The 21,656-nt window shown below is 48.3% G+C and carries 15 protein-coding genes; 3 read left to right on the top strand and 12 right to left on the bottom strand.

The window, feature by feature from the left end; genetic code table 11:
- Positions 1-60: 60 nt before the first annotated feature.
- The 8 genes from QZZ54_RS00710 to QZZ54_RS00675 all read right to left on the bottom strand — a co-directional run bounded on the left by QZZ54_RS00710 (position 61) and on the right by QZZ54_RS00675 (position 11,439).
- Positions 61-1,281, bottom strand: coding sequence for an ABC transporter substrate-binding protein (locus QZZ54_RS00710; RefSeq protein ID WP_290697153.1), 1,221 nt, complete (start codon positions 1,279-1,281; stop codon positions 61-63).
- Between the two features lie 8 nt (positions 1,282-1,289).
- On the bottom strand, positions 1,290-2,645 hold the full coding sequence (locus QZZ54_RS00705) for a sigma-54 dependent transcriptional regulator (RefSeq protein WP_290697151.1): 1,356 nt from the start codon (positions 2,643-2,645) through the stop codon (positions 1,290-1,292).
- The gene (locus QZZ54_RS00700) at positions 2,642-4,159 is read right to left on the bottom strand and encodes a sensor histidine kinase (protein WP_290697149.1); all 1,518 of its coding nucleotides are present in this window, start codon (positions 4,157-4,159) and stop codon (positions 2,642-2,644) included. Before QZZ54_RS00700 ends, QZZ54_RS00705 begins: the two co-directional genes overlap by 4 nt.
- A gap of 543 nt (positions 4,160-4,702) precedes the next feature.
- Positions 4,703-5,929: an HlyD family efflux transporter periplasmic adaptor subunit gene (locus QZZ54_RS00695; protein ID WP_290697148.1), complete on the bottom strand. Its 1,227-nt coding sequence runs from the start codon at positions 5,927-5,929 to the stop codon at positions 4,703-4,705.
- A 7-nt stretch (positions 5,930-5,936) separates the two neighbouring features.
- On the bottom strand, positions 5,937-8,318 hold the full coding sequence (locus QZZ54_RS00690) for an FtsX-like permease family protein (protein WP_290697146.1): 2,382 nt from the start codon (positions 8,316-8,318) through the stop codon (positions 5,937-5,939).
- A gap of 10 nt (positions 8,319-8,328) precedes the next feature.
- Positions 8,329-9,048 (bottom strand): ABC transporter ATP-binding protein, encoded by a 720-nt coding sequence (locus QZZ54_RS00685; RefSeq protein WP_290697144.1) that lies wholly within the window; start codon positions 9,046-9,048, stop codon positions 8,329-8,331.
- Between the two features lie 201 nt (positions 9,049-9,249).
- A complete protein-coding gene (locus QZZ54_RS00680) occupies positions 9,250-10,293 on the bottom strand; it encodes a 2Fe-2S iron-sulfur cluster-binding protein (RefSeq protein ID WP_290697143.1) in 1,044 nt (347 codons plus the stop codon).
- A 120-nt stretch (positions 10,294-10,413) separates the two neighbouring features.
- Complete coding sequence (locus tag QZZ54_RS00675) at positions 10,414-11,439, bottom strand: hypothetical protein (RefSeq protein WP_290697142.1); 1,026 nt, start codon at positions 11,437-11,439, stop codon at positions 10,414-10,416.
- A 485-nt stretch (positions 11,440-11,924) separates the two neighbouring features.
- Here QZZ54_RS00675 and QZZ54_RS00670 point away from each other — a divergent pair, with 485 nt between their 5' ends.
- From QZZ54_RS00670 to QZZ54_RS00660, 3 genes are read left to right on the top strand one after another with little or no spacing between them, the layout of a single operon-like run.
- Positions 11,925-13,892 (top strand): TonB-dependent receptor, encoded by a 1,968-nt coding sequence (locus QZZ54_RS00670; RefSeq protein WP_290697140.1) that lies wholly within the window; start codon positions 11,925-11,927, stop codon positions 13,890-13,892.
- Entirely contained in the window at positions 13,889-14,470 is a 582-nt protein-coding gene (locus QZZ54_RS00665; RefSeq protein WP_290697138.1) for a YfiR family protein, read from the top strand. The genes QZZ54_RS00670 and QZZ54_RS00665 overlap by 4 nt, the downstream gene beginning before the upstream one ends.
- A 3-nt stretch (positions 14,471-14,473) precedes the next feature.
- Positions 14,474-16,537 (top strand): EAL domain-containing protein, encoded by a 2,064-nt coding sequence (locus QZZ54_RS00660; RefSeq protein WP_290697136.1) that lies wholly within the window; start codon positions 14,474-14,476, stop codon positions 16,535-16,537.
- Positions 16,538-16,556: 19 nt separating this feature from the next.
- Here QZZ54_RS00660 and QZZ54_RS00655 read toward each other — a convergent pair whose 3' ends face one another.
- From QZZ54_RS00655 to QZZ54_RS00640, 4 genes are all read right to left on the bottom strand, one after another.
- Entirely contained in the window at positions 16,557-17,873 is a 1,317-nt protein-coding gene (locus tag QZZ54_RS00655) for a sigma-54-dependent Fis family transcriptional regulator (RefSeq protein WP_290697134.1), read from the bottom strand.
- A gap of 441 nt (positions 17,874-18,314) precedes the next feature.
- Positions 18,315-20,399 (bottom strand): elongation factor G, encoded by a 2,085-nt coding sequence (gene fusA / locus QZZ54_RS00650; protein WP_290697131.1) that lies wholly within the window; start codon positions 20,397-20,399, stop codon positions 18,315-18,317.
- 156 nt (positions 20,400-20,555) lie between these two features.
- On the bottom strand, positions 20,556-21,119 hold the full coding sequence (locus QZZ54_RS00645) for a phosphoribosyltransferase family protein (protein ID WP_290697128.1): 564 nt from the start codon (positions 21,117-21,119) through the stop codon (positions 20,556-20,558).
- A gap of 116 nt (positions 21,120-21,235) precedes the next feature.
- Entirely contained in the window at positions 21,236-21,655 is a 420-nt protein-coding gene (locus tag QZZ54_RS00640) for a cytochrome c (RefSeq protein ID WP_290697126.1), read from the bottom strand.
- Between the last annotated feature and the right edge of the window lies 1 nt (position 21,656).

Raw genomic sequence — 21,656 nt, 5'->3', positions numbered from 1 at the left:
GTACGAAAATTCAAGGGGAAATAAGAGGATAGATAAAAGAAATTGGCTAGATCACTAGCTTTAATCGGGGCCAGCCGGCCGATATATTACCCAATTACCTAACATCATACGTGCCGGAGGATAGCGATCATCAGGTACGGTTTCACCGATAGCAATGGCTTGCTGTAACTGATGATTACGCGGGTTCATGTAGGAGCTAAACTGATCAGGGTCTTCAGGAAGAGTCAGGGTAAGACTAGCTAATTTTTCTCGTATTAGATCATTATCGGCATCAGGACCTGCTAGTCGAAGCGCCTCAGATATCGCTAGAATACCGGAATAAGCGCCCTCAGCAGCATAGGATGGATATCGCCCGGTCAATTCATAGAAACGTTCTACGAACCAACGATTATGTTCCGTCTCAGGCCAATTATTATGGTGCCTTGACGATAAAATAAGCCCCGCTGGCATATTCTCCCCCAGAGCAGATAACACTTCGTAGTTACCACCTGTATCAAAGTTAGCAAAGCGCGCGTGCTCAAACAGAGAGGTCTGATTCGCTTGTTGAATGAAAGCAACCAGATCACCACCCCAGAGAGAATTTACAACTAAATCAACATCTTTATCGAGTAAGGCTTCCAGATAATGAGAGTAATCCGACTCATAAAGCTCCGGCCAGAGTACAGTTTCAACCTGATAATGCACCTTTTCCTTATTCAACCATAACCGTAAGTCTTTCCATGCCTGATAACCATAATCATAATCAGGGCCTATATATGCCAAGCGTAAAGGATTCTTAGCACTCCCCTTAATAAAGGTTTTACGAATATAACTTGCAGCGGCCCGCATCGATTGTTCAGAATTATTATTCACCCGAAAGTAAAACCGGTTCGGCTCGCCACCTGTGAGCCGCGATGAAGCATGGTCAGTACCAATAAAGAAAACTTTCTCCTCCTGAGCTACCTGAGCGACCTGCAACGCAATCGAAGAGTTGACCACTCCACAGATGAAACGTACTTTATTCTGACGGACAAAGTTTCTTACCTGCCTTGCCGCTTTAGAAGCCTTAGAACTAGTGTCCGAAAATAGAACGCGTATAGGAGGACTTTGATAAGGTTGCGCTTTTATATGTTCAAAAGCCAACTGAATACCAGCAACACTGTCACGGCCATATAATCCACCTCTACCACTCATTGGAAATAAGCAACCAACTGTTTCTTGAGCCTCTGCCTCAGAAGCACCAACGGACAACTCCGCCCCCTCGACAGTAATAGTAGCCAACAACAGAATGATCCCGAACATTCTGGAAATCATCCTTCATTCTCCAAATTAAGCCGTTGTATCCTGCGCTTTAAGGCATGTCGGGATATTCCCAGTTTTTCGGCAGCCAAACCTTTTCGCCAATCGGACTCTTTAAGTGCGTCCAAAATCAACTGACGTTCATGATCTTCAACCGCTTCACGATAATCATCTTTAACTTCTGGAACCCCACGCTTACCGCTATGAAACTCGACAGGCAACATATCAACCGTAATCTGTTTACCCGGATAGAGAATAGTCAATCGCTCCATCAAGTTTTTCAATTCCCGGATATTTCCTGGCCAATCATATTGTTCCAACAGACTTAGAACTGAATCTTCCAGCTGTATCGGCTCACATCCTTCCTGTTTGGCAAATAACTCACTGAAATGGGTTAACAGAAGGATCACATCCCTATCTCGTTGCGATAGTCCGGGAATATCCACTGGCAGCACATTCAACCGATAAAACAAATCCGCTCTAAAAACTCCTGAGTCGACATCCTCTTTCAAATTACGGTTTGTAGCAGCTACCACAAACACATTCGCCTGACGCTCCCTGCCTGCTCCCACCGGGCGATAGTTGCGATTTTCAAGAAAGCTAAGTAGCTTAGCTTGAAGATGCAAAGGGATCTCACCAATCTCATCTAAAAAAAGTGTCCCTCCATCAGCTAGATCAATCAAACCTGCTCTACGCTGATTAGCCCCCGTATAAGCCCCCCGCTCCGCGCCAAACAATTCAGCCTCAATCAACTGTTCTGGCAAGGCCGCACAATTGACTTCAATAAAGGGTGCATTAGTAAAACGAAAGTCATGGAGAGCACGGGCGACCAACGCTTTACCTGTCCCTGAAGGCCCAGTAATCAATACGGTTTTACCCGAGCTCTGCCCAACTAATTCGATCGCTGTGCGTAGCATTGACATCTCTTTACTACTGCCAACTAATGGACCTGTCTCTGTATTACGTTCTCGAAGAAAACGGATTTCACGAAGCATTCTGATACGTTCAGTGCTACGCCGTATCAACAACACCAGCTCCTCAACATCAAACGGCTTGGTGATGTAGTCGATAGCTCCTTCTTTAACGGCTTTAACTGCTGATCGAGTGTCTCCATGGGCAGATATCATTATCACTGGTAGGTCTGGATACTGTGCTTTCAATTGAACTAATACTTTGATCCCGGATATATCTGGCAGTCCAAGGTCTAGTAACACGACATCAGGGCTTAAAACTTTTGCAGACTCTATACCTTCGCTCCCGGTATAGGCTCCTGTCACTTGCATCCCTTCATCCTTAAGGGAGAAACCGATACTACGCACCAGGTTTCGCTCATCATCTATTACCAGAACCGAAATCGCATTATTCATTCGTACTCCTCCTCAGAGGCGGCAGGAAGAAACACCGTCACCTTTGTGCCGCTACTATCAATACTTTCTATCATCAGCCGCCCACCATTACTTTTAGCCAGGGTTGCACAGATTGCCAATCCCAAGCCTGTTCCTGCAGGCTTGGTTGTATAAAAAGGCTCCATAATATGAGCTTGAATATCATCTGGCATGCCCTGACCATCATCACTGACTGACACTTTAATCTCATTTGCTGATTTAACTGCCCGAAGCAATATCGTACTGCCCTTAACTGACATCGCTTCCAACGCATTCAATATAAGATTCATCAAAATCTGTCTGATATGACCTTCATCGGCCCAAATGACTAACGAGTCCACACTATCAACGCTTAATTTTATTCCCTGATTACGTGCTGACGCACCTACCAGAGTCACAATACTATTCAGCAATTCAGCGGTATCTAGCCGGGTGGCATAAGGATCTCGGGGGCGGGCAAAGTTTAGTAAGTTCTCCAATACATCATTTACTCTGTCAATCTCCTCCTCTACCAACGCCATCATCTCTCGGCTTTCGGGGTTTCTCTCTCTACGAGAAAGCGCCGCTACCGTCGTACGAATGGTCGTCAGGGGGTTCCTGATATCATGTGCAAGACCTGCCGCTAACTGTCCTAGGGTTGCCTGTCGTTCTATTGCCAGGGTTGACCGAATAAACGCCTTCAGTTGAAGTCTCATACGCTCTATGGCTTGAGTAAGGCGGTGCATTTCCACCCCTTGTACAATAGCCACGGGAGTTTCCAGATTACCCAGAGCGACTTTTTCCACACTATCAATCAAACTTTCAACCTGCCGATTTAATCGTCGAGAGATACTCATATGCAACCACAGCAGCCCGGCAACAGTGCAGGCCATCAGTAAAAGCAACCAATAGCGCATTGCTTCAACCGGCATCATAACTAGTTCAGGGTCTTGTATCACATGCAGAATCCAACCGGGGAGGAGCGTGCGTTGCTGTGTTGAAGTACTGATTATCGGAGAAGGCTGACCGACAACGTCATACATATTATCATCCCCCGCCTGCAGCAAAACCCGTACTGAACCCCCATGACCAAGCCCTCGAAAGACCTCAGTTAGCGAGTTAAAGCGAAGAATCAGGCCAATACTCCCTCGATTTTCGCTTGATTCATGTCTGCCTGACTGTCGAAGAATAACGGATGAAGGTCTCTCAATTGAATAAGCAGACGGCCCAATCAATTCTGCGTCTTCAAAATCATGCATATGAATTAGCGAAGCGGGCTTAACCGTCTGCTCCTCAGGAAATGTCCAGACGACTTGTCCTTTTTGATCGAAGAACACAACACCATACACACTTCTCGTATCCACCTGTAAGCGCAATAATCCCTCTAATTCAGAGGAGATAGCGTACCGCCCATTAGGTGTATAGAAATCAGGATTATCAAACTGATCGGCTAACGCTTGCAGTTCATATTTACGCTCTCGAAGAAATACCCGAAATTCATTTTGTTTAGCCGCCATAGGCGTTGAAAGCTGCTGCTCGGTTAAACGAGAGACAAGTTGAGAAAAATAAGTGTCGTATAAGCTCGCGAAGCCTACCAAGGGGACAAGCGCCACCAATAATGACAGCCATAAATATTTAGTAGCTAATCGATTTTTTGACGTACTTGTTTGCAGCAACTCTTCATCGGAAGAGATTCCTGTTTCTTGTGACCGAATATGTCGAATTACAGAATGTTCATCATTCAAAAGTGAGGCCTGCGATCTGAACACTATTATTTTTGTGAATAAAGCATATGCAAGAATAGAACCATGCACATCAGTCCATAAAGCATAACCTAAATAGCGCTCAGCCAGCCAATTAGGAGCGGAAATCGCTCGCTCGGTTGGTTTTGAATGATCGGATACCGATCAAAAGTCAGCCAAAGGTAATCAGATCTAACCTTCATTATTGGCGACAACCCCTAATACCAAACACCACATCAGGCTAACTGACCGACGGCTTAACCTAAGAATTATTCAAAATAGAACTCACTCCACCAAAGCGGAGACATCGAAACCCTACTAATCTTGGATACTGCGGGGTTTCACCTTGCTCCCATCACTCAGTTCTGCGGGCGGATAGAGCACGATCTGTTCGCCTTCTTCGAGACCGCCCAACACTTCAGCACTGATGCCGTTGTTATGATCCACCTCAACGGCCCTCAGTCTTGCCACACCCGATTCAATCACATAGACCGCCCAACGACTGCCATCCCGGAACAAAGCGCTGGAGGGAACAGTGAGTGCGTCAGATTGCTCCCAGATAACGATCCGGGCCTCTACTCTGAAGCCATGCCCAAGGCTGGCACGCTGCTCGTTATCGCTGGCAAACTGAATGGTGGTTTTTACCCGTTGCTCCTCTACACCCAGGGCTGAGAACTTGGTAAAACCCCAAGGTTCAACTTTCTCGACAACGCCCTCAAGAACATTCGCTCCACCCCAGTTTTCGATAATCACCCGATTACCCGCCGTCACCTTTACCGCATCGGTGGATAGCAGTTCAACAACCACCTCCAGCGCTTCGTTGATGTCGCCGATTTCCAAGATCGCCTGCCCTGCTGGCAGCGTCGTTTCACTTTCCTGCAGCACCCGCAAAATGCTACCGGAGTGCGGTGCCAGTATATTGATCACATCGGAGCCTGCAGCACTGTTATCAGCCTGCCCCGGCACAAAGGTAATCAACTGTGACCGGGCGGTTGCCAGATCAGCCTGGCGCATTGAAATAGCGGCTTTCGCCATATCCAGCTGGGCGCTGGAGGCACGCGAAGTCTGTTTGGCTTTATCTAAAGCAGATACACTGATCGCTCCGCGTTTTTGCAAATCACTGATGCGGCCCAATTCGGCACTACTCAACTCGGTATCAGCCATCGCTTTATTGAGCTCTGCCCGGGCCAGCCGCACGGCCGCCTCCGCTGATGAAACAGCAGCGCGGGCCTGTTCACGACTGCGACTATCCAGTGCGACAGGGTTGGATGGCAGCATACGGGCCACTACCGTTTTGTCTTGAACTACCCGGTCACCCGGCTCAACATCGATGCGTAATAGCCTTCCGGTGACCGGCGTTGAGACAACATAGGCATCCCGTACCTGTGTTTTACCCTCATCATCGATGGTTTCATGCATAGCGCCCCGCTGGACAACACCAATATCCACCAGCAGTGCCCGTGGCATAAACGCCCAGACCAACAGCAACACGACAACAGCAACACAACCCAGCAATAACCAGTGCCCCGACCGTTTTGATGCCATAACTTCACTACTCCCTTACTTTCAAAGCTGAAACCAGATCTATCCGGTCGATATCTCGCTTTACCAACCAGCCTGACAATAATGCCGCGATAATGACGGCTAGCGCCGCTATCCCATAGCTTTGCGGCACAAACACCGCCGACACCCTATAAAGATCGGTACTAAAGCCTTCAGATATAGCAAATACCAGGAAATATCCGAACAGCCCACCCAGCGGTAACGCCAGCAATGTAATGATACCCAGCTCAGCCAACAGCACAAACGCAGTTTCCCCACGGGTAAAGCCTATGACTCTGAGGCTGGCAAGATCCCGGGCTCGCTCAGCAAAGGCGATACGCGCACTGTTATAGACAATACCAAAAGTAATCACCCCGGCTATGGCCGCCATCAGATAACGCACTGCGCCGGCACTGGTATCAATCAGCGTCTGAAACGCCTCGCGGGCTTCCTGTTTAAGACTCACCCCGGCAATCGCTGGCAACGCTTTAATCTGCCTATAAATTGTATCTTGCTTTGCACTATCAATGCGCAGATAAGCCCCTGATACCCGATTCGGCTCTCGCAGGACACGATTCAGGCTACCCAATGCCATATAAGCGGGGGAACCGATTAATGTGTCTGCCACCCCGGTCACCGGAACCTGTAACTGCGGTTGGCGCCCCTCTCTGACATCCAGGCTTAGCATATCTCCCGGCTTCACCTGGAGAATATCGGCCAGTGCGGTTCCCAACACAACCCCCTCTGAGCGCATCGGAATGGTTTGCTGTCGAACATCCAGCGCCCGGTTAAGTCTGACAGCCGGAGGCAGCCCGGTTATAGCCCCCCGGTAACTGTGCTGGCCATTGCTGAACAGAACAGCAACGGTGCGTACGGGCTCCACCTCTATAACACCATCAATACTCTGTAACTCATACAATACCTTGTCAGATAACGATTCAACGAAGCTCACCGACAGATCACTCCGGTCGATCAGACTAAAACTCAATTCCAGAGTCCGATCAAAAGCGCTCATTACATTGAGCATCGCCACCGCCAATGACATCCCTGCCGCGATACCGATCACTCCGCCAGCGGCTCTGCCGGGCTGGCGCAGCAGTCGACGGGCAACCATCCGCCCCGGCTGGTCCAGAAAGCGTTTCAGAAATGAAGCCAGCGCAGCAGAGCGACTATAATCTGCGGGCGCCGGTGGCTGCATCGCCACCGCGGGCGTGAGACGGAAAACGGACTGCAACACCACCATCCCCCCCGCAGCCGCAGCCAGAATGCTCACCAGAACACCGATCAGAAAGGTCATCGGGTCGACCTGGAACAACAGAAAAGGGAATTTGTAATAACTTTGATAGACCTGCGCCAAACTTCTACCGGAGATAACCCCCAGCAAACACCCGATCAGCGCCCCGCCAACAGCGATGACAAAAATAAACTTCAAATAATGCAGAGTAATTTCAATATCTCTGTAACCAAAAGCTTTCAGCAGACCAATCTGCTCCCGCTCCGACTGAATCATTCTGGAAATGACGATATTGAGGAGAAAGGCCGCCACCGCCAAAAACACCGGCGGCACCGTACGACTGGAGACCCTCAGACCGCTGATCTCCTCTTCGATAAAACGATTAGAAACGTGATCCGCCAACCCATAAGCCCCCAAACCACCATAGGGCTCCAGCAGAGTATCGACCCGATCAAGAATCGCTGGCAGGGAACTGCCCGCAGAGGTTCCCAACAGCAGTTGATTGAAAGCACCGTTCATATCGTAGACCGCCGCCAGCGCTGATTGGCTCATCCAGATCACCGCAAACCGGGCATCATCGGGAACAAACTCCCCAGGAGCCGCTGAATATAGAAATTCAGGGGCCTGGGCCAAACCGACAATCCTGAAGGTTCTACGGGCACCGTGCATCGTTGCTGACAGAGGATCACCGGACTTCAATCCATGGGCTTTGGCGAAATCCTGCAACAGAATGATCTCATCCTCATGGGAGGGATCGGGACGCCTTCCGGAGGTAAGGTAGATATCATTAAGTCTGGCCTCGCCCCGATCAGGCAGCGATACGGCCTGAGCACTCAGCGGTAGTGGTTGGCCATGAATATTTATCAAAGCACTACCCGTCACCCTACCTGCAACTGCCGTCACCCCTTCTAGTACGGCTACCCGTGCCAGGAGTGACTGGGGAGCCCGTTGCAAAGGAGCAAAGACCTGCGCAAGTCGATGGCGTTCATAATAGGCCGTTCGGGTATCTTCAAGCGACCGAACCAGACCATTCATCATCACCAGCATCAGCACACCCAGAGCGATCACCAGCGCAATCGCCAACGCCTGGCCCTTCATACGCCACAAGTCCCGCAATAGTTTACGATCAAGAGGTGAGAGACCAGTTAGCATGCGCATAAAAAAATGCTCACCAGACAAGGTTTTGCGCTAAGGTTTTTTGATCGTTCAGATCAATCTTTCTGATCTGCCCGTCAGCAAAATGAATCACCCGATCGGCCATGCCCGCAATCGTTGCGGCATGAGTAATAATAACCACCGTAGTCGCCAGTTCCCGGTTCACCTGCTGCAGTACCTCCATCACCTGTCGGCCACTGGTACTGTCTAGCGCCCCGGTGGGCTCATCACAGAACAATACTCTGGGCTGCTTTGCCACCGCCCGGGCAATTGCCACCCGTTGCTGCTCACCTCCTGACAATTGCGCCGGGAAGTGATCCATCCGTTCACTCAACCCCACCAGCGCCAGAGCTTCTTCCGGGCTAAGTGAATTTTCTGCAATTTCGGTCACCAGCTCGACATTTTCGCGCGCAGTAAGGCTTGGCATCAGATTATAAAACTGGAAGACAAAGCCGATATGGTCGCGGCGATAGAGGGTCAGATCAGCATCATTCATGCGACTCAGGTTCTGTTCAAAAAAACTCACTTGTCCCGAGGATGGCTGATCCAACCCGCCTAGAATATTCAGCAGGGTCGATTTTCCGCTGCCCGAGGCCCCGAGTAAAACCACCAACTCTCCCTGAGGAATTTGCAGATCAACACCTCGAAGAGCATGCACCGTCGCACTGCCTTCACCATAAACTTTGGTCAGACCTGCGGTGGTAAATGCAATTTCAGTTTTATCTGTTTCCATACCTGTAACACCCGGTCAGCCCGATTGGAATGGAGTGACCTTTCAGCCCTCTTCAACATCTAAGAAAGAATGATTAACTACAAGAATACAAAGGGAATTGGTCCGACGCACGAAAAATCATGCTCTCCGATAAAGTTGTGCCCCATACAAAAACGCCGACCCTGATCTAAATCAGGGCCGGCGTTTGTCATTATCTGACAGTCAGACTAATCGGTCTGTCGCAGGCGTTTCCGGCAAAGCCTGATCAAAGAAACCTTCGGTATGGATCATATCATCCTCAGCACCTAGCTTTTTCGCAGCATCAATACAGGCATCAACAAATTCAGGACTACCCGCAATATAGATCGCATGTTTTGACAGGTCTGGATAGTGATCTTTTAGAATATTAGGAATACGACCACGGAGAATACCGTCTTTATCTTCCTGGGTTAAAGTCGGAATAAACTTGAAACGACGATGGCGTACATTCCACAATTCTAACTGCCCCTTGCAGTACAGATCTTCCTCTTTTCGGGCAGAGAACATCAAGTGCACCGGCTTATTGTATCCCCGACGCAATGCCGCATCCGCCAAGCCCATAATCGGTGCCAGACCAGTGCCCGCGGCTAGACAAAGTACCGGAGCATCGGTACTTGGGTCGCCGATAAACGTACCGTATGGGCCCGACAGATTAATCATCGTGCCCGGGTGTACTTCATCATGCACCCAGTTACTGGTTTCACCTTCAGGCACCCGTGTGATCTGCAGTATAATCTCACCGTCTGGACGAGGAGCGTTGGCAATTGAGTAGGATCGTGGTGTTACAGAGCGGGTAGTATCCGTCAGACTCACATACTGCCCCGGCCAAAAACGAATAGCTTCGCCAACTGGGCGTAAGCGGATCTCAGCGATACGAGGGGTACGTTCGATCCGATCGACAATCATGCAGCGGACATTTTCCTTAGGCGGAAACAGTTTCGGCATCGCGTCATCGGTGCCCCAGTCAATCTCAAGAGTCGAGCTGAGTGGTTTACACATACACATCAGGCCAAAACCTTCTGCCCGCTCTTCCTGAGACAACGCCATATCCATCACAAGGCCTTGGTCGAACTCGCCATCCAAGACCTTTACTTTACATTCACCACAAGCGCCAGCCCGGCAATTATTCGGCAGGGCATAACCGGCATTTTCAAGGGTTTCCAGTACAGTTTCACCGGATTTAGCTTCAACTTCTTTACCTGACGGGGATAAACGGATCGTAGTCATACTTACCTCCGGGCTCTGATCTTCATCAGCTAGCCCTGTAACAGCATATTTATTCTTAGATAAAATAAAGCAGCCGAGCGGATTATGTCCGACGGCTGCTTGTTAACTCTCGGACGGTGATCAGAAGATAGGAATGATATCCGCAGAATCCAGATCCGCCTGAGTTACTTCTTCACCAGTGATACCCACTTCTGGAATCGCTGGGAATGGAGTATCGTACTTATCCAAAACCGCTTTCAGGTTGAGCATCGCTTCGCGCCAGTTTTCTTTCTTCGCTTCGTGTGAAGGGATACCGAAGCCCGCTCCACGAGCAATCTCTTCAGCTTCACGCTGTGTAGCTATAAAGTCTTCTGGAAGATCCCAAAACTCTGCTGGTGGCTCATACAGAACCGCTGATAGAAACAGGTAACCCGCACGAATCTGCTTGGTAATAACGCTCTTATCTTCCTTAGACAGGCTCGGATAATCACGCTCCATCAGAGACAGACAGATCGCCATGTGACGACCTTCATCACGACCGATGTTTTTGAACGCTTCCTGGAATACCAGCTCTTCACAGCTTATGGACATCTGCTTAAAGATGGTTGCCGCAGCAATCTCACCCATCAGGAAGGAACTGAACAAAACAGCCAGGCTGTATTTTGGTACTGCTTTTTTATAACCGCCCCAATAACGACCACCGTTGTAGTACAACCAAGCGGTATTGCGCTTCAGACGCTTGCCAAGCTCGGTTTTAGGCTCATATTCCAGTGGAGTACTGCATTCCAACAGTTTAGTGATTGCCATACCACACATCTGCTCGTGGTTTTGCTCATCGCGGGTTACAGAGAAGAAGCAACGACGGATCGCATCTTCTTCATGGTCTTCATAGGTTTTGATGAAAGCTTCAGCAAAGACTGGAGGCGCTGACGCATCGAATACCGACAGCAGAGTCCACCAATACGCCATCGCTTCGCGCTCTTCCCATGAATAACTTGAAACATCAAAGGTATCCCATGGCAGATCCTTTGGATTCCATGCTTCACGGAGGGAAGCATCCCAGATTTCCTCAGCCTTTGAGGTTTTGTTTTCCCAGCTCAGAGGGTAAATATTTGGTTGAGGTGTTTCTGGTGGAAATTCCATTGTATTAGCAAGTTTGTCATGCATAGTAAAAACCTCAGATTTGGTTATTTTTGTTTTTAAACACAGGGCAAATCTACCATTTATGACACATAAATCAATAGACTAAATAATATTGTGTATCGCTTTAATCCATACCTCAAGACATCCTTATTATCTTAAATATTTGATATAAATCAGAAAAAACACAACAAAACTTCCATTTTGCTTACTTAAAAAATGATACACATATTAAATATTAATTACATTTATTGACTCATATCAATGTTTTGACCTCTCCTGCATCCAATTTCCAGTCAATATGAGAATCTTCAGATACTCCTAATTAGCGGTTGTAATCTGAACGAAAAAATAAGACTGTATGGGCTCGTAGCGGTACTCTCTCTTATCCCGGTATTCCACACCTCTCCGGGCTTGGCTGTTTATACAAAGAAGGGAGCTTTCACGACAGCCGGCTACTTTTGATAATGCTGCCGCTTACAAATTGTAGGTCGCCCGATTCGGATTAGCTTATGTCGAGAAACAGCGCCATCCCATTGGTGATAAGTTCTGTACTTTTTGCTCCCGCATTAGCTAATGCGCAACAAACAGATATTAGTGATCTGGCCCTAGAAGAACTGGTTGCCATCGATGTTTTCACCTCAGCATCGCTAATACCCACCCAGCTAAACAAAGCGCCTGGCACCGTTTATACTTTTCAGCGTGATGATTTCCAACGCTTTGGCGTACGTCGACTAGACGATCTTTTACAGTTTGTTCCCGGATTACAGATTAACCAGTATCGAAAACGACACCGCTCAGTATGGGCTCGCGGAGTGCTGAATCGTTATAACGATAAAATGGTACTGATGGTTGACGGGGTCAGGGTGCGCCAACTCTATTACAACCACTTCAGCCTTGGGGATAACCTGCCCCTGGAGTACATTGATTCTGTTGAAGTAATTCTTGGCCCGGCATCCAGCTTATACGGCGCCAATGCTTTTAGCGGCATAATCTCAGTTACAACCCGCCGCTTCAGTGAAACTGATCAAGTGGAAGTGAGTCTGGAAACAGGCAATAATCAACGAGCAAAATCCACTGCTCTCTATAACAGCAGCAATCTGCAACTATTTGCCAGCTATCTTGATCAGGAAGCGCCCTTTAGTACTGACCGTAAGAGCTTTATCGGAGGAGACTCACTTCAGCCTCTGGATGAAAGCTTCGGTAATATTCATATTAAAGCGCAGCCTTATCCCAGATTAACATTACAGCTTGATTACAACCGTAGCGAAACGCCCTTCCTTTACATTCCTTCCACGCAGGATGCCTATATAGATAGTGATAATCTAAGCCTATCTGCACATTATGAAGCAGGTTCAATTGATGAAGGCCAGCTGGAAACCACCTTCTACTATCAGAAGGATAATACCCGTGAATACGAGTTGGAAAAGGTCACTCAGGCCCGGGGCTATGAGGAATTCCAGAACGGCACAATGGCTGGCGCATCGCTTACCCTGCTGAAACAATTTAGTCCGCATACTCTGGCAGGAGGACTTAGCTGGCAATATGAAAAAGCAGAGCGAACTACTTATACCCGTAACTATCACTATGCCAGTGGTTTCCTGATCACTCCTGACACGGGCAACCTGCTCTCTGAGCCCGGTATAGTCAATAATGATTACGCCGCCTTTCTTCAGGATATATGGGAGATCAATCCGCAGATCAGCCTGACAGCAGGAGGGCGATATGACCACTTTGAAAAGTTTGGCGGCTACTTCAATCATCGTACGGCCCTGGTCTACACCCCGGACAGCCAGCAAACCTGGAAAGCCCAGCATGGCACCGCCATTCGCACACCCGGCTTCAGAGAGTACCTAAAAGTCCTTGAGGGCACCCCTTTCAAGCCACCAATGGTTGATGCTGAGCGGATTACACTAACGGAACTGGGCTACCTCTACCAATGGGATACAGCCAACCTGAATATCAACCTCTTCAAAAGCCGGATTGATGATTTCATTCAGGAGGTCCCTACGCCGGACGATGCTGATGAGTACTTTACCAACAGCAGCTCAGTCTACAGAATGCAGGGCGTTGAGTTACTGTTAAACCTCTACCCAACTGCCAAGCTAAATACTCACATTGGCATCAGCTATCTGGAAACCCAAACAGATGATGACTCTCTGCCTTATCTGGCATCCTGGACCGGAAGCCTCCAGACTGATTACCAGCTAACACCAGACCATATGCTCGGTGCTAGCATGATTTACAACAGCAACAGAGAAGACCGCAACAGCTTTGATGATAATGCGACGTCCTTTGCGACCCTGAACCTGTTTGGTTCCGGACGCCTGACGCGGGAGCTAGACTACTCGTTTGGAATTGATAACCTGTTCGATAAGAAAGTAATGGACCCTGCGGCGGACTTCGGGACTCAACACAACAATGAGCGAAGCGAAAGAGAGATCTGGTTCCGGCTGCAATGGAATCAAGACCTTCTATGAACAAAGCTCTTAACTTTTTATTACCTATTTACTACCGGCGTAAGTTAACGCTGCTGATACTACTTATCTGCATATACCCACTCAACCTTCAGGCAAATACCCAAGAGTACAAACTACAGCAGGTAAAAGCGGCCATCTTATATAACATTGCCAAATTTGTCCGCTGGCCTGAACACGCCATAGCAGAAACACCTGACACCCTGACTATCTGCCACTACCGTGAAAATAATTTAAATCTGGCATTTCTCACTATCTCCGGAAAAAAGGTGCAACGCAGGCGCGTCAATGAAAAGCTTATTGATACCTTAGATGATGCGAAACACTGCGCGATGCTGCTCATCCCTTTTAATCAGCTCCAGTGGTTCGCCGACGATCAGGCAGACCATGGCCCATTACCTATTTTAACGGTCGCAGACCTGACAGAAACCAACCCCAGTCAGGTAGAAAATTCAAAAGCAGCTGTAAATCTTATCCGCAAAGGTAAACGCATTGGTCTTGATATATTCCTTCCTGAGGTAACCAGAAACGGACTGACCATAAGCTCCGAACTACTCAAACTAGCCCGGATCAGGAGGTAGCAGATGCCAATCTTTAAACGCCTCCCTCTGCGCCGAAAATTGATGTCACTGCTACTTTTAATAAGTAGTGCTGTGCTTGCTCTGGCAACCGCAGGCTTTGCTGTTCATGACTGGTATGACTCCAGAGCACAAGTGGCCAAGAACCTGAGATCTCAGGCCGACATAATCAGCAATAACTCGGTTGCGGCCCTCACCTTTGGCGATGCAGAATCAGCTCGAATAACCCTGGAATCTCTGGAAAACGTTCAGGATGTTGTGCTGGCCATACTTTACGACGCTGAAAACAATGTATTCGCCAAATATTCCCCTAATAACTATTCGATACCCCCCATACCGAGTAGCGATCAAGGAGAACTCGGTGACGCACTCTTTGTTCTTCGGCCGGTGATCATTGATCACGAAGTTATAGGCCATACACTGCTACTTTCAGACCTAGCCAGCCTAAAAGAACGGCAGACAGACCAGATGGGCATAGCCTTCGTGGTATTTCTGCTGTCACTGGTCGTCGCCCTGCTGCTCTCCAGCGTGGCTCAGAGAATCGTCACGCGCCCCATTGCAGAGCTGGCAAGCACCGCCAGAAAAATCACCCGCACCCGAAATTATAAACTCAGAGTACGCAATCAATCTAAAGATGAGATCGGCAGTCTGGCTTCCGACTTCAACCAGATGATCGAGCAGATTCAGGTGCGGGATAATGAGCTTGAAGATGCCCAGCTGCTGCTTGAAAAGAAAGTTAAAGACCGTACAGCTGAACTGCTACTTCTAACAAAGCAGCTGGAACATCAGGCATTTCATGATGCTCTGACAGGCTTACCTAACCGAGCCACTTTCGACAATAACCTGAATGCCGCGATCAACTATGCGGACCGACGCAATGAACAATTAGCAGTCATGTTTCTCGATCTCGATCGATTTAAAGATGTTAACGATACCCTCGGCCATGATATGGGCGATCAGCTACTAATAGAACTATCCTCCCGCCTGCAAGCCAGCCTGAGAAGTAGCGACACACTGGCCCGGCTTGGTGGCGACGAGTTTGCTCTTCTGGCGGTGAATACCACTCAGGACAGAGCCGCTGATATCGCCACTAAACTAATAAATGCCATAAAAGATCCGATTGTCATTCAGGGCTTTAACCTACAAGTCACCACCAGTATTGGTATCAGTATCTATCCATCTGATGGTGCCGATGCGACAACTGTTGTGAAACATGCGGATACCGCTATGTACAGCTCAAAAGCCGCCGGCAGAAACCAGTTCAGTTTCTTTGCCCGGCAGATGAACATTCGCTCAGAGCGGCGTATTCAACTGGCTCAAAAGCTCCGTAAAGCAATAAAGATGCAGCTATTCGAAGTTTATTATCAGCCAAAATGGTGTACTCGAACGCTGAGGATTCTTGGTGTCGAAGCACTTATTCGCTGGTTTGATGCAGATGAAGGAGATATCTCTCCGGAAGAGTTTATCCCGCTTGCTGAGGACCAGGGATTGATCGGCGAAGTTGATCAATGGGTAATGAAGACTGCCTGCCAGGATATTCTAAGATTACGTCAACAGTTCGGCCAGCAGCTTGATCTTTCTGTCAACTTCTCGCCGGCACACTTTATTCGTAGGGATCTCTATAAACGTATAGCCGATACACTATCCTCCACAGGCTACCCTGGCTCAGCCCTTGAACTGGAAGTAACAGAAACCTTCATGGCGACAGAAAATGAAGCGCTACTCGAACAGCTGAATCAGATCCGCAGCCTGGGAGTCGAGATCTCAATTGATGACTTCGGCATCGCCTACTCCTCCCTAAGCCGCCTTAAGCGCCTGCCACTAAATACCCTTAAAATCGATCGTTCATTTATTAGCGATATTGGCAAAGACCGTGATGATGAAGTGATCGTAAAAACTATTATCGATATGGCACACAATCTGAATCTGAAAGTGGTCGCCGAAGGTATCGAAACCGAGGCACAGCTCGAATTTGTCAAACAATACGGCTGCGATCAGGTCCAGGGATACTTATTCAGCCCACCGTTGCCTATCGGAGAGTTAACTAACCTGGTGAGCAAACAACTATAATATAGCTTAAGAACAGCACCTAAGACTCCAGTTTCCTGTAGAGGGTTCTTAAACTGCAACCAGCTATGTCCGCCACTTGTGCTTTATCAGACCAGATTCCCAGGAGCTCTGTAAGATAGCGGCGCTCTAGTGTCTCCAGGCTTATCCCCTGCTCTGCCAATCCACGCAGACTGCCACCATTGCTTTCTTTAGCTAATGAAACGGGCAGCAGATCAAGACTGCGCTGGATAACATCCTGTCCGATTAAATCTTTATCTCGTAACACCACCGCTCTTTCGAGAATATTTTTCAACTCCCGTACATTACCTTTGAAGGGCTGCAGAGCAAGCAGCTTCAGCGCCTCTTCAGAAAGCCTCAAAGGGGTCTTATCATTAACTCTTAGCAAGATACTCTCTACCAGCAGAGACAGGTCTTCAATTCGCTCAGACAGCGATGGCAGACGAATCGGAAAGGTACTAATTCGGTGGTACAGATCTTCCCGAAACTCGCCTCGCTCTACCATATCAGATAAATTTTTATGGGTTGCGCATATCAGCCTGAAGTCGGCCGCCGCGGGCTTAGTATCACCGACTGAGCGGAACGTTTTAGTCTCGATCAGACGCAGAAGTTTTACCTGGAGATGCAGTGGAATATCTCCCACCTCATCGAGAAATAGTGTTCCACCCTGGGCAGACTGAACCAGGCCGGTTCGGGAGTGAGTCGCACCGGTAAAGGCACCTCTTACATGGCCAAACAGCTCACTTTCAAACAGATTATCCGTTAACCCTGAGCACTCTACCGTTACAAAGGGCATACCAGCTCGGGAGCTGGCAGAGTGTATCGCCTGAGCAGCCAGTTCTTTACCTGCACCGGAAGCCCCCATAAGCAATACATTAGTATCCGTTTTACCCACCCGCTGAATCAGATCCACCAACACATTAAAAGCCCGGCTTCGGCCAATCATCTTATTAGCAATCGGCTCAGCACTGACCTCCCGAATCGGCTTCATCACTTCAATAAAATAGACCTGCTCTCGATCATCGGTGATGGGAATAGTTTCGATTCCCACATGCTCTTTACCCTGCGGAGTATTATGGATATGTAGCACACTGGCCCGATGACCACTGTCACGGGCTTCCTGCATTGGACAGGTCTCGCCTTCTAGATCGCAGGGCCGTTGATAGCCGTGTGAAATAAAGAAGCATTTGGCAGAACTGTGACCACTGAGTCCACCGAAGCGAAAGTCATAACTTTTATTGGTAGCGACGACGTTATAATCCACATCAATCAAAACCGCTGGATAGCTATAGCTATCCAGTACATTGCGCATCGTTTTCAACCAACTTGCTGTCGTCATAGCCCTGTTCCGTCAGTTATGGCAAGAATGTGGCAATAATGACAAGCCGCGACCAACAATACTAGCTAACCCAATGGTTATTAAAGTGATTCATGCGCCCGATCAAACCACTACCTTCTCCTACTGTAAAAAGCAGACACAAAAAAGCCTGCACCAGGCAGGCTTTTTAGCAGAACTTTAGGGTCATATTAACGGAGTCAGGTCTTGATTTTTGCAACCACACCAACGACTTAATTTGAAATAAATCTTCTTTTTTTATGCTTTTTCTAGCGAGTCGTGTAGCGACGTTCGAGCCACTAACTAGTGGCGAAGCCGCGATCTAGCCACTGCACTTATAGAGATAAGCGACATGCAGAGTATGCCTATATCGATAGAACCTTACCTCACAGACACAAAAAAGCCCGCTAATAGCGGGCTTTTTTAGCAGAGCTTCAGCAACAATTACTTGTTAGCTTTACGCTCTTTCTCTTCAGCAATAACTTTCTCTGCTACAGAGTTAGGACAAGCAGAGTAATGTGCAAATTCCATAGAGAACTGACCACGACCAGATGTCATAGTACGCAGAGATCCGATATAACCGAACATCTCAGACAGAGGAACGTCAGCTTTAATACGAACGCCTGAACCTGCAGCTTCCTGACCTAAGATCATGCCACGACGACGGTTAAGGTCACCGATAACATCACCAACGTGATCATCAGGAGTAAACACGTCAACCTTCATGATCGGCTCTAGTAGTTGTGGACCCGCTTTAGGCATGGACTGACGGAAAGCACCTTTCGCAGCGATTTCAAACGCAACCGCAGAGGAGTCAACCGCGTGGTAACCACCATCGTAAAGCTCAACTTCAACGTCAAGCACAGGGAAGCCAGCCAGCGGACCAGTATCCATCATGCTCTTGAAGCCCTTCTCGATAGCCGGGAAGAATTCCTTAGGTACGTTACCACCAACAACGGTAGAGGTGAACGTAAAGCCAGTGTTCTGCTCGCCCGGCTTGATGCGGTAGTCGATCTTACCGAACTGACCAGAACCACCAGACTGCTTCTTATGGGTGTAAGAATCATCCAGAGGTGTAGTGATAGTCTCACGGTAAGCAACCTGTGGCTGACCCACAATCAGTTCAACACCGTAAGTACGCTTCAGGATATCTACTTTGATATCCAGGTGAAGCTCGCCCATTCCTTTCAGGATAGTTTCGCCAGAGTCTTCATCAGTTTCAACGATGAAGGTAGGATCTTCTGCAACCATCTTACCGATAGCAACACCCATCTTCTCAGCTCCACCCTTATCTTTAGGCGTAACTGCAATGGAGATTACAGGCTCAGGGAATACCATGGCTTCAAGCGTACATTCGTGCTTAGGATCACACAGCGTGTGACCTGTCTGAACGTTTTTCATACCTACGATTGCAAGAATGTCACCGGCTTGAGCAGAATCTAGTTCTTTACGCTCATCGGCTTCCATTTCACACATACGGCCAACACGTTCAGTTTTACCTGTGAACGAGTTCAGGATGGTATCGCCTTTCTTCAACTTACCAGAGTAAACACGAACAAAGGTCAGAGCGCCGAAACGGTCGTCCATGATTTTGAATGCCAGTGCGCGGAAAGGCTCATCAGTGGAAACAGTCGCCACTTCGCCAGTCGCTTCGCCGAATTCATCTGTCAGGTCTTGTGGGATAACATCTGTTGGGCTTGGCAGGTAATCTACAACCGCATCAAGAATAAGCTGGATGCCTTTGTTTTTGAATGCTGAACCACAGTACGTTGGGAAGAATTTAAGATCACGAGTACCCTCACGGATACAACGCTTGATACCTTCCATAGAAGGCTCTTCACCGTCCATGTAAGCCATCATTAGATCGTCATCTAACTCTACCGCTGTTTCGATCAACTGCTCACGATACATTTCAACATCGTCTACCATGTCAGCAGGGATATCTTTGATCTCGAAGTTTTCAGGAAGACCCGTGTCATCCCAAACGAAAGCTTGGCGAGTTAGCAGGTCAACAACACCTACGAAGTCTTCTTCACGACCAATAGGAAGAACCATGATGAGTGGCTTAGCAGCCAACACGTTCTCAACTTGCTCTACAACGCGATGGAAGTCAGCGCCCATACGGTCTAGCTTGTTTACGAAGATGATACGGGAAACGCCCGACTCATCTGCATAACGCCAGTTAGTTTCTGACTGAGGCTCAACACCACCAGAACCACAAAATACACCGATGCCGCCATCCAGAACTTTCAGAGAACGATATACTTCAACAGTGAAGTCAACGTGCCCTGGAGTATCGATGATGTTCATGCGGTGATCTTTCCAGAAAGTGGTGATCGCCGCAGACTGGATAGTAATTCCCCGCTCAGCTTCCTGTTCCATGAAATCGGTAGTAGATTCACCATCGTGAACCTCACCCGTTTTATGGATTTTACCTGTCAGCTTCAGGATTCGTTCGGTAGTGGTCGTTTTTCCCGCGTCTACGTGGGCGAAAATACCGATGTTACGGTAGTGTGATAAGTCAGCCATTTCTTCACTCGAATGTTAGGGGCGTAAAATGCGCGGCATTATACCGCATTCATTGGCATTTGTAGATATTTTAAGCAAAGAAAAATCTTCGCTTTCATATCAACGCTCAGGGTTCACTTTCTGGACTTACGGTTACGCTGATTTCACATCAGTGTGTCAGACGCCGTATTCCTCAAAAATTGCTTTCAAACCGGGCTTATTCGCCATCATCTCGTCCCGACTCAACCCCTGCAGTTCGTGCGGAAAAACCAACCAGTCTTCCGATTTATGCAGGTAATAGTCAGGTTCCAGATCGGTCTTATTGTTGACCGGTTTAAACCAGGGTGTTGCGATCCGAATATCATGGGGCGCATTCAGACGCGCCTTCTCTCTCAATGTATCGATCACCGCCTTTATACTCAGGCCTGTATCAAATACATCATCGACAATCAGCAGAGAGTCTGACTGATTGATGTTACGGACCAGATAATCCAGACCATGCACGCGCACCTCTTTATTACGAGTACCTATACCCGTATAAGAAGAGGTCCGAATCGCAATGTGGTCGGTGTTTACATCCAGGTTATCCAACAGCTCCTGAACTGCGATGCCAACCGGAGTACCACCCCGCCAGACACCCACAATAAAATCAGGACGGAAGCCACTATTATAGACTTCCAGCGCCAACCGGTAGGAATCTTCAAGCAATTCCTGTGCGCTCAGATATACTTTTTCAACCATCTCTCTTTCCCACTCCCCGACCTCTCACTGAGATCGGATTTCTGGCAAGGTCGCTACTGTACGGATATTGAACAGCCCACGCAACTTTAGGAGGGATTTTTTTATCCTTAACGGCGTTAGTTTAATCCACCTCGATCAATCCATGCCTGATAGGTTGGTTGCGGCCACTTACTTTGAAAGAAACTGATCACAGCGTCAGTCTCAGCGTCGGAAAGCTTATCGCCAAACCCGGGCATACTGCCACCAATGGCAATCCCGCCATTAGTAATGGATTGCTTCAGACCTTTTAATGGATGATGCCAGGCATGCGCTTTACCATTCAAAGGTGGCGGCGGGTATTTACCATTCGCTTCGGGCTTATTCCAATCTCTGGTTCCCTGCGCTGCGACACCATGGCACTCGGCACAGTTATCAATAAATAACCGCTTTCCCATATCTACCTGCGACTGGCTATACCAGCGCCCTTCAACCCTGGGTTCTGAGTCACTACAGCCACTCAATAAAATAACCCCTATCAATATCACTAGAGTCTTCATC

It is taken from the genome of Amphritea sp. (genome assembly GCF_016744155.1).
In the GTDB taxonomy this organism is placed as follows: Bacteria; Pseudomonadota; Gammaproteobacteria; order Pseudomonadales; family Balneatricaceae; genus Amphritea.
This window is presented reverse-complemented; position numbering and strand designations above follow the sequence as displayed.

Coding starts and splice junctions, on each gene's coding strand:
- QZZ54_RS00710 (WP_290697153.1), bottom strand. CDS start 1,281: ATGTTCGGGATCATTCTGTTGTTGGCTACTATTACTGTCGAGGGGGCG.
- QZZ54_RS00705 (WP_290697151.1), bottom strand. CDS start 2,645: ATGAATAATGCGATTTCGGTTCTGGTAATAGATGATGAGCGAAACCTG.
- QZZ54_RS00700 (WP_290697149.1), bottom strand. CDS start 4,159: ATGGCGGCTAAACAAAATGAATTTCGGGTATTTCTTCGAGAGCGTAAA.
- QZZ54_RS00695 (WP_290697148.1), bottom strand. CDS start 5,929: ATGGCATCAAAACGGTCGGGGCACTGGTTATTGCTGGGTTGTGTTGCT.
- QZZ54_RS00690 (WP_290697146.1), bottom strand. CDS start 8,318: ATGCGCATGCTAACTGGTCTCTCACCTCTTGATCGTAAACTATTGCGG.
- QZZ54_RS00685 (WP_290697144.1), bottom strand. CDS start 9,048: ATGGAAACAGATAAAACTGAAATTGCATTTACCACCGCAGGTCTGACC.
- QZZ54_RS00680 (WP_290697143.1), bottom strand. CDS start 10,293: ATGACTACGATCCGTTTATCCCCGTCAGGTAAAGAAGTTGAAGCTAAA.
- QZZ54_RS00675 (WP_290697142.1), bottom strand. CDS start 11,439: ATGCATGACAAACTTGCTAATACAATGGAATTTCCACCAGAAACACCT.
- QZZ54_RS00670 (WP_290697140.1), top strand. CDS start 11,925: ATGTCGAGAAACAGCGCCATCCCATTGGTGATAAGTTCTGTACTTTTT.
- QZZ54_RS00665 (WP_290697138.1), top strand. CDS start 13,889: ATGAACAAAGCTCTTAACTTTTTATTACCTATTTACTACCGGCGTAAG.
- QZZ54_RS00660 (WP_290697136.1), top strand. CDS start 14,474: ATGCCAATCTTTAAACGCCTCCCTCTGCGCCGAAAATTGATGTCACTG.
- QZZ54_RS00655 (WP_290697134.1), bottom strand. CDS start 17,873: ATGACGACAGCAAGTTGGTTGAAAACGATGCGCAATGTACTGGATAGC.
- fusA (WP_290697131.1), bottom strand. CDS start 20,399: ATGGCTGACTTATCACACTACCGTAACATCGGTATTTTCGCCCACGTA.
- QZZ54_RS00645 (WP_290697128.1), bottom strand. CDS start 21,119: ATGGTTGAAAAAGTATATCTGAGCGCACAGGAATTGCTTGAAGATTCC.
- QZZ54_RS00640 (WP_290697126.1), bottom strand. CDS start 21,655: ATGAAGACTCTAGTGATATTGATAGGGGTTATTTTATTGAGTGGCTGT.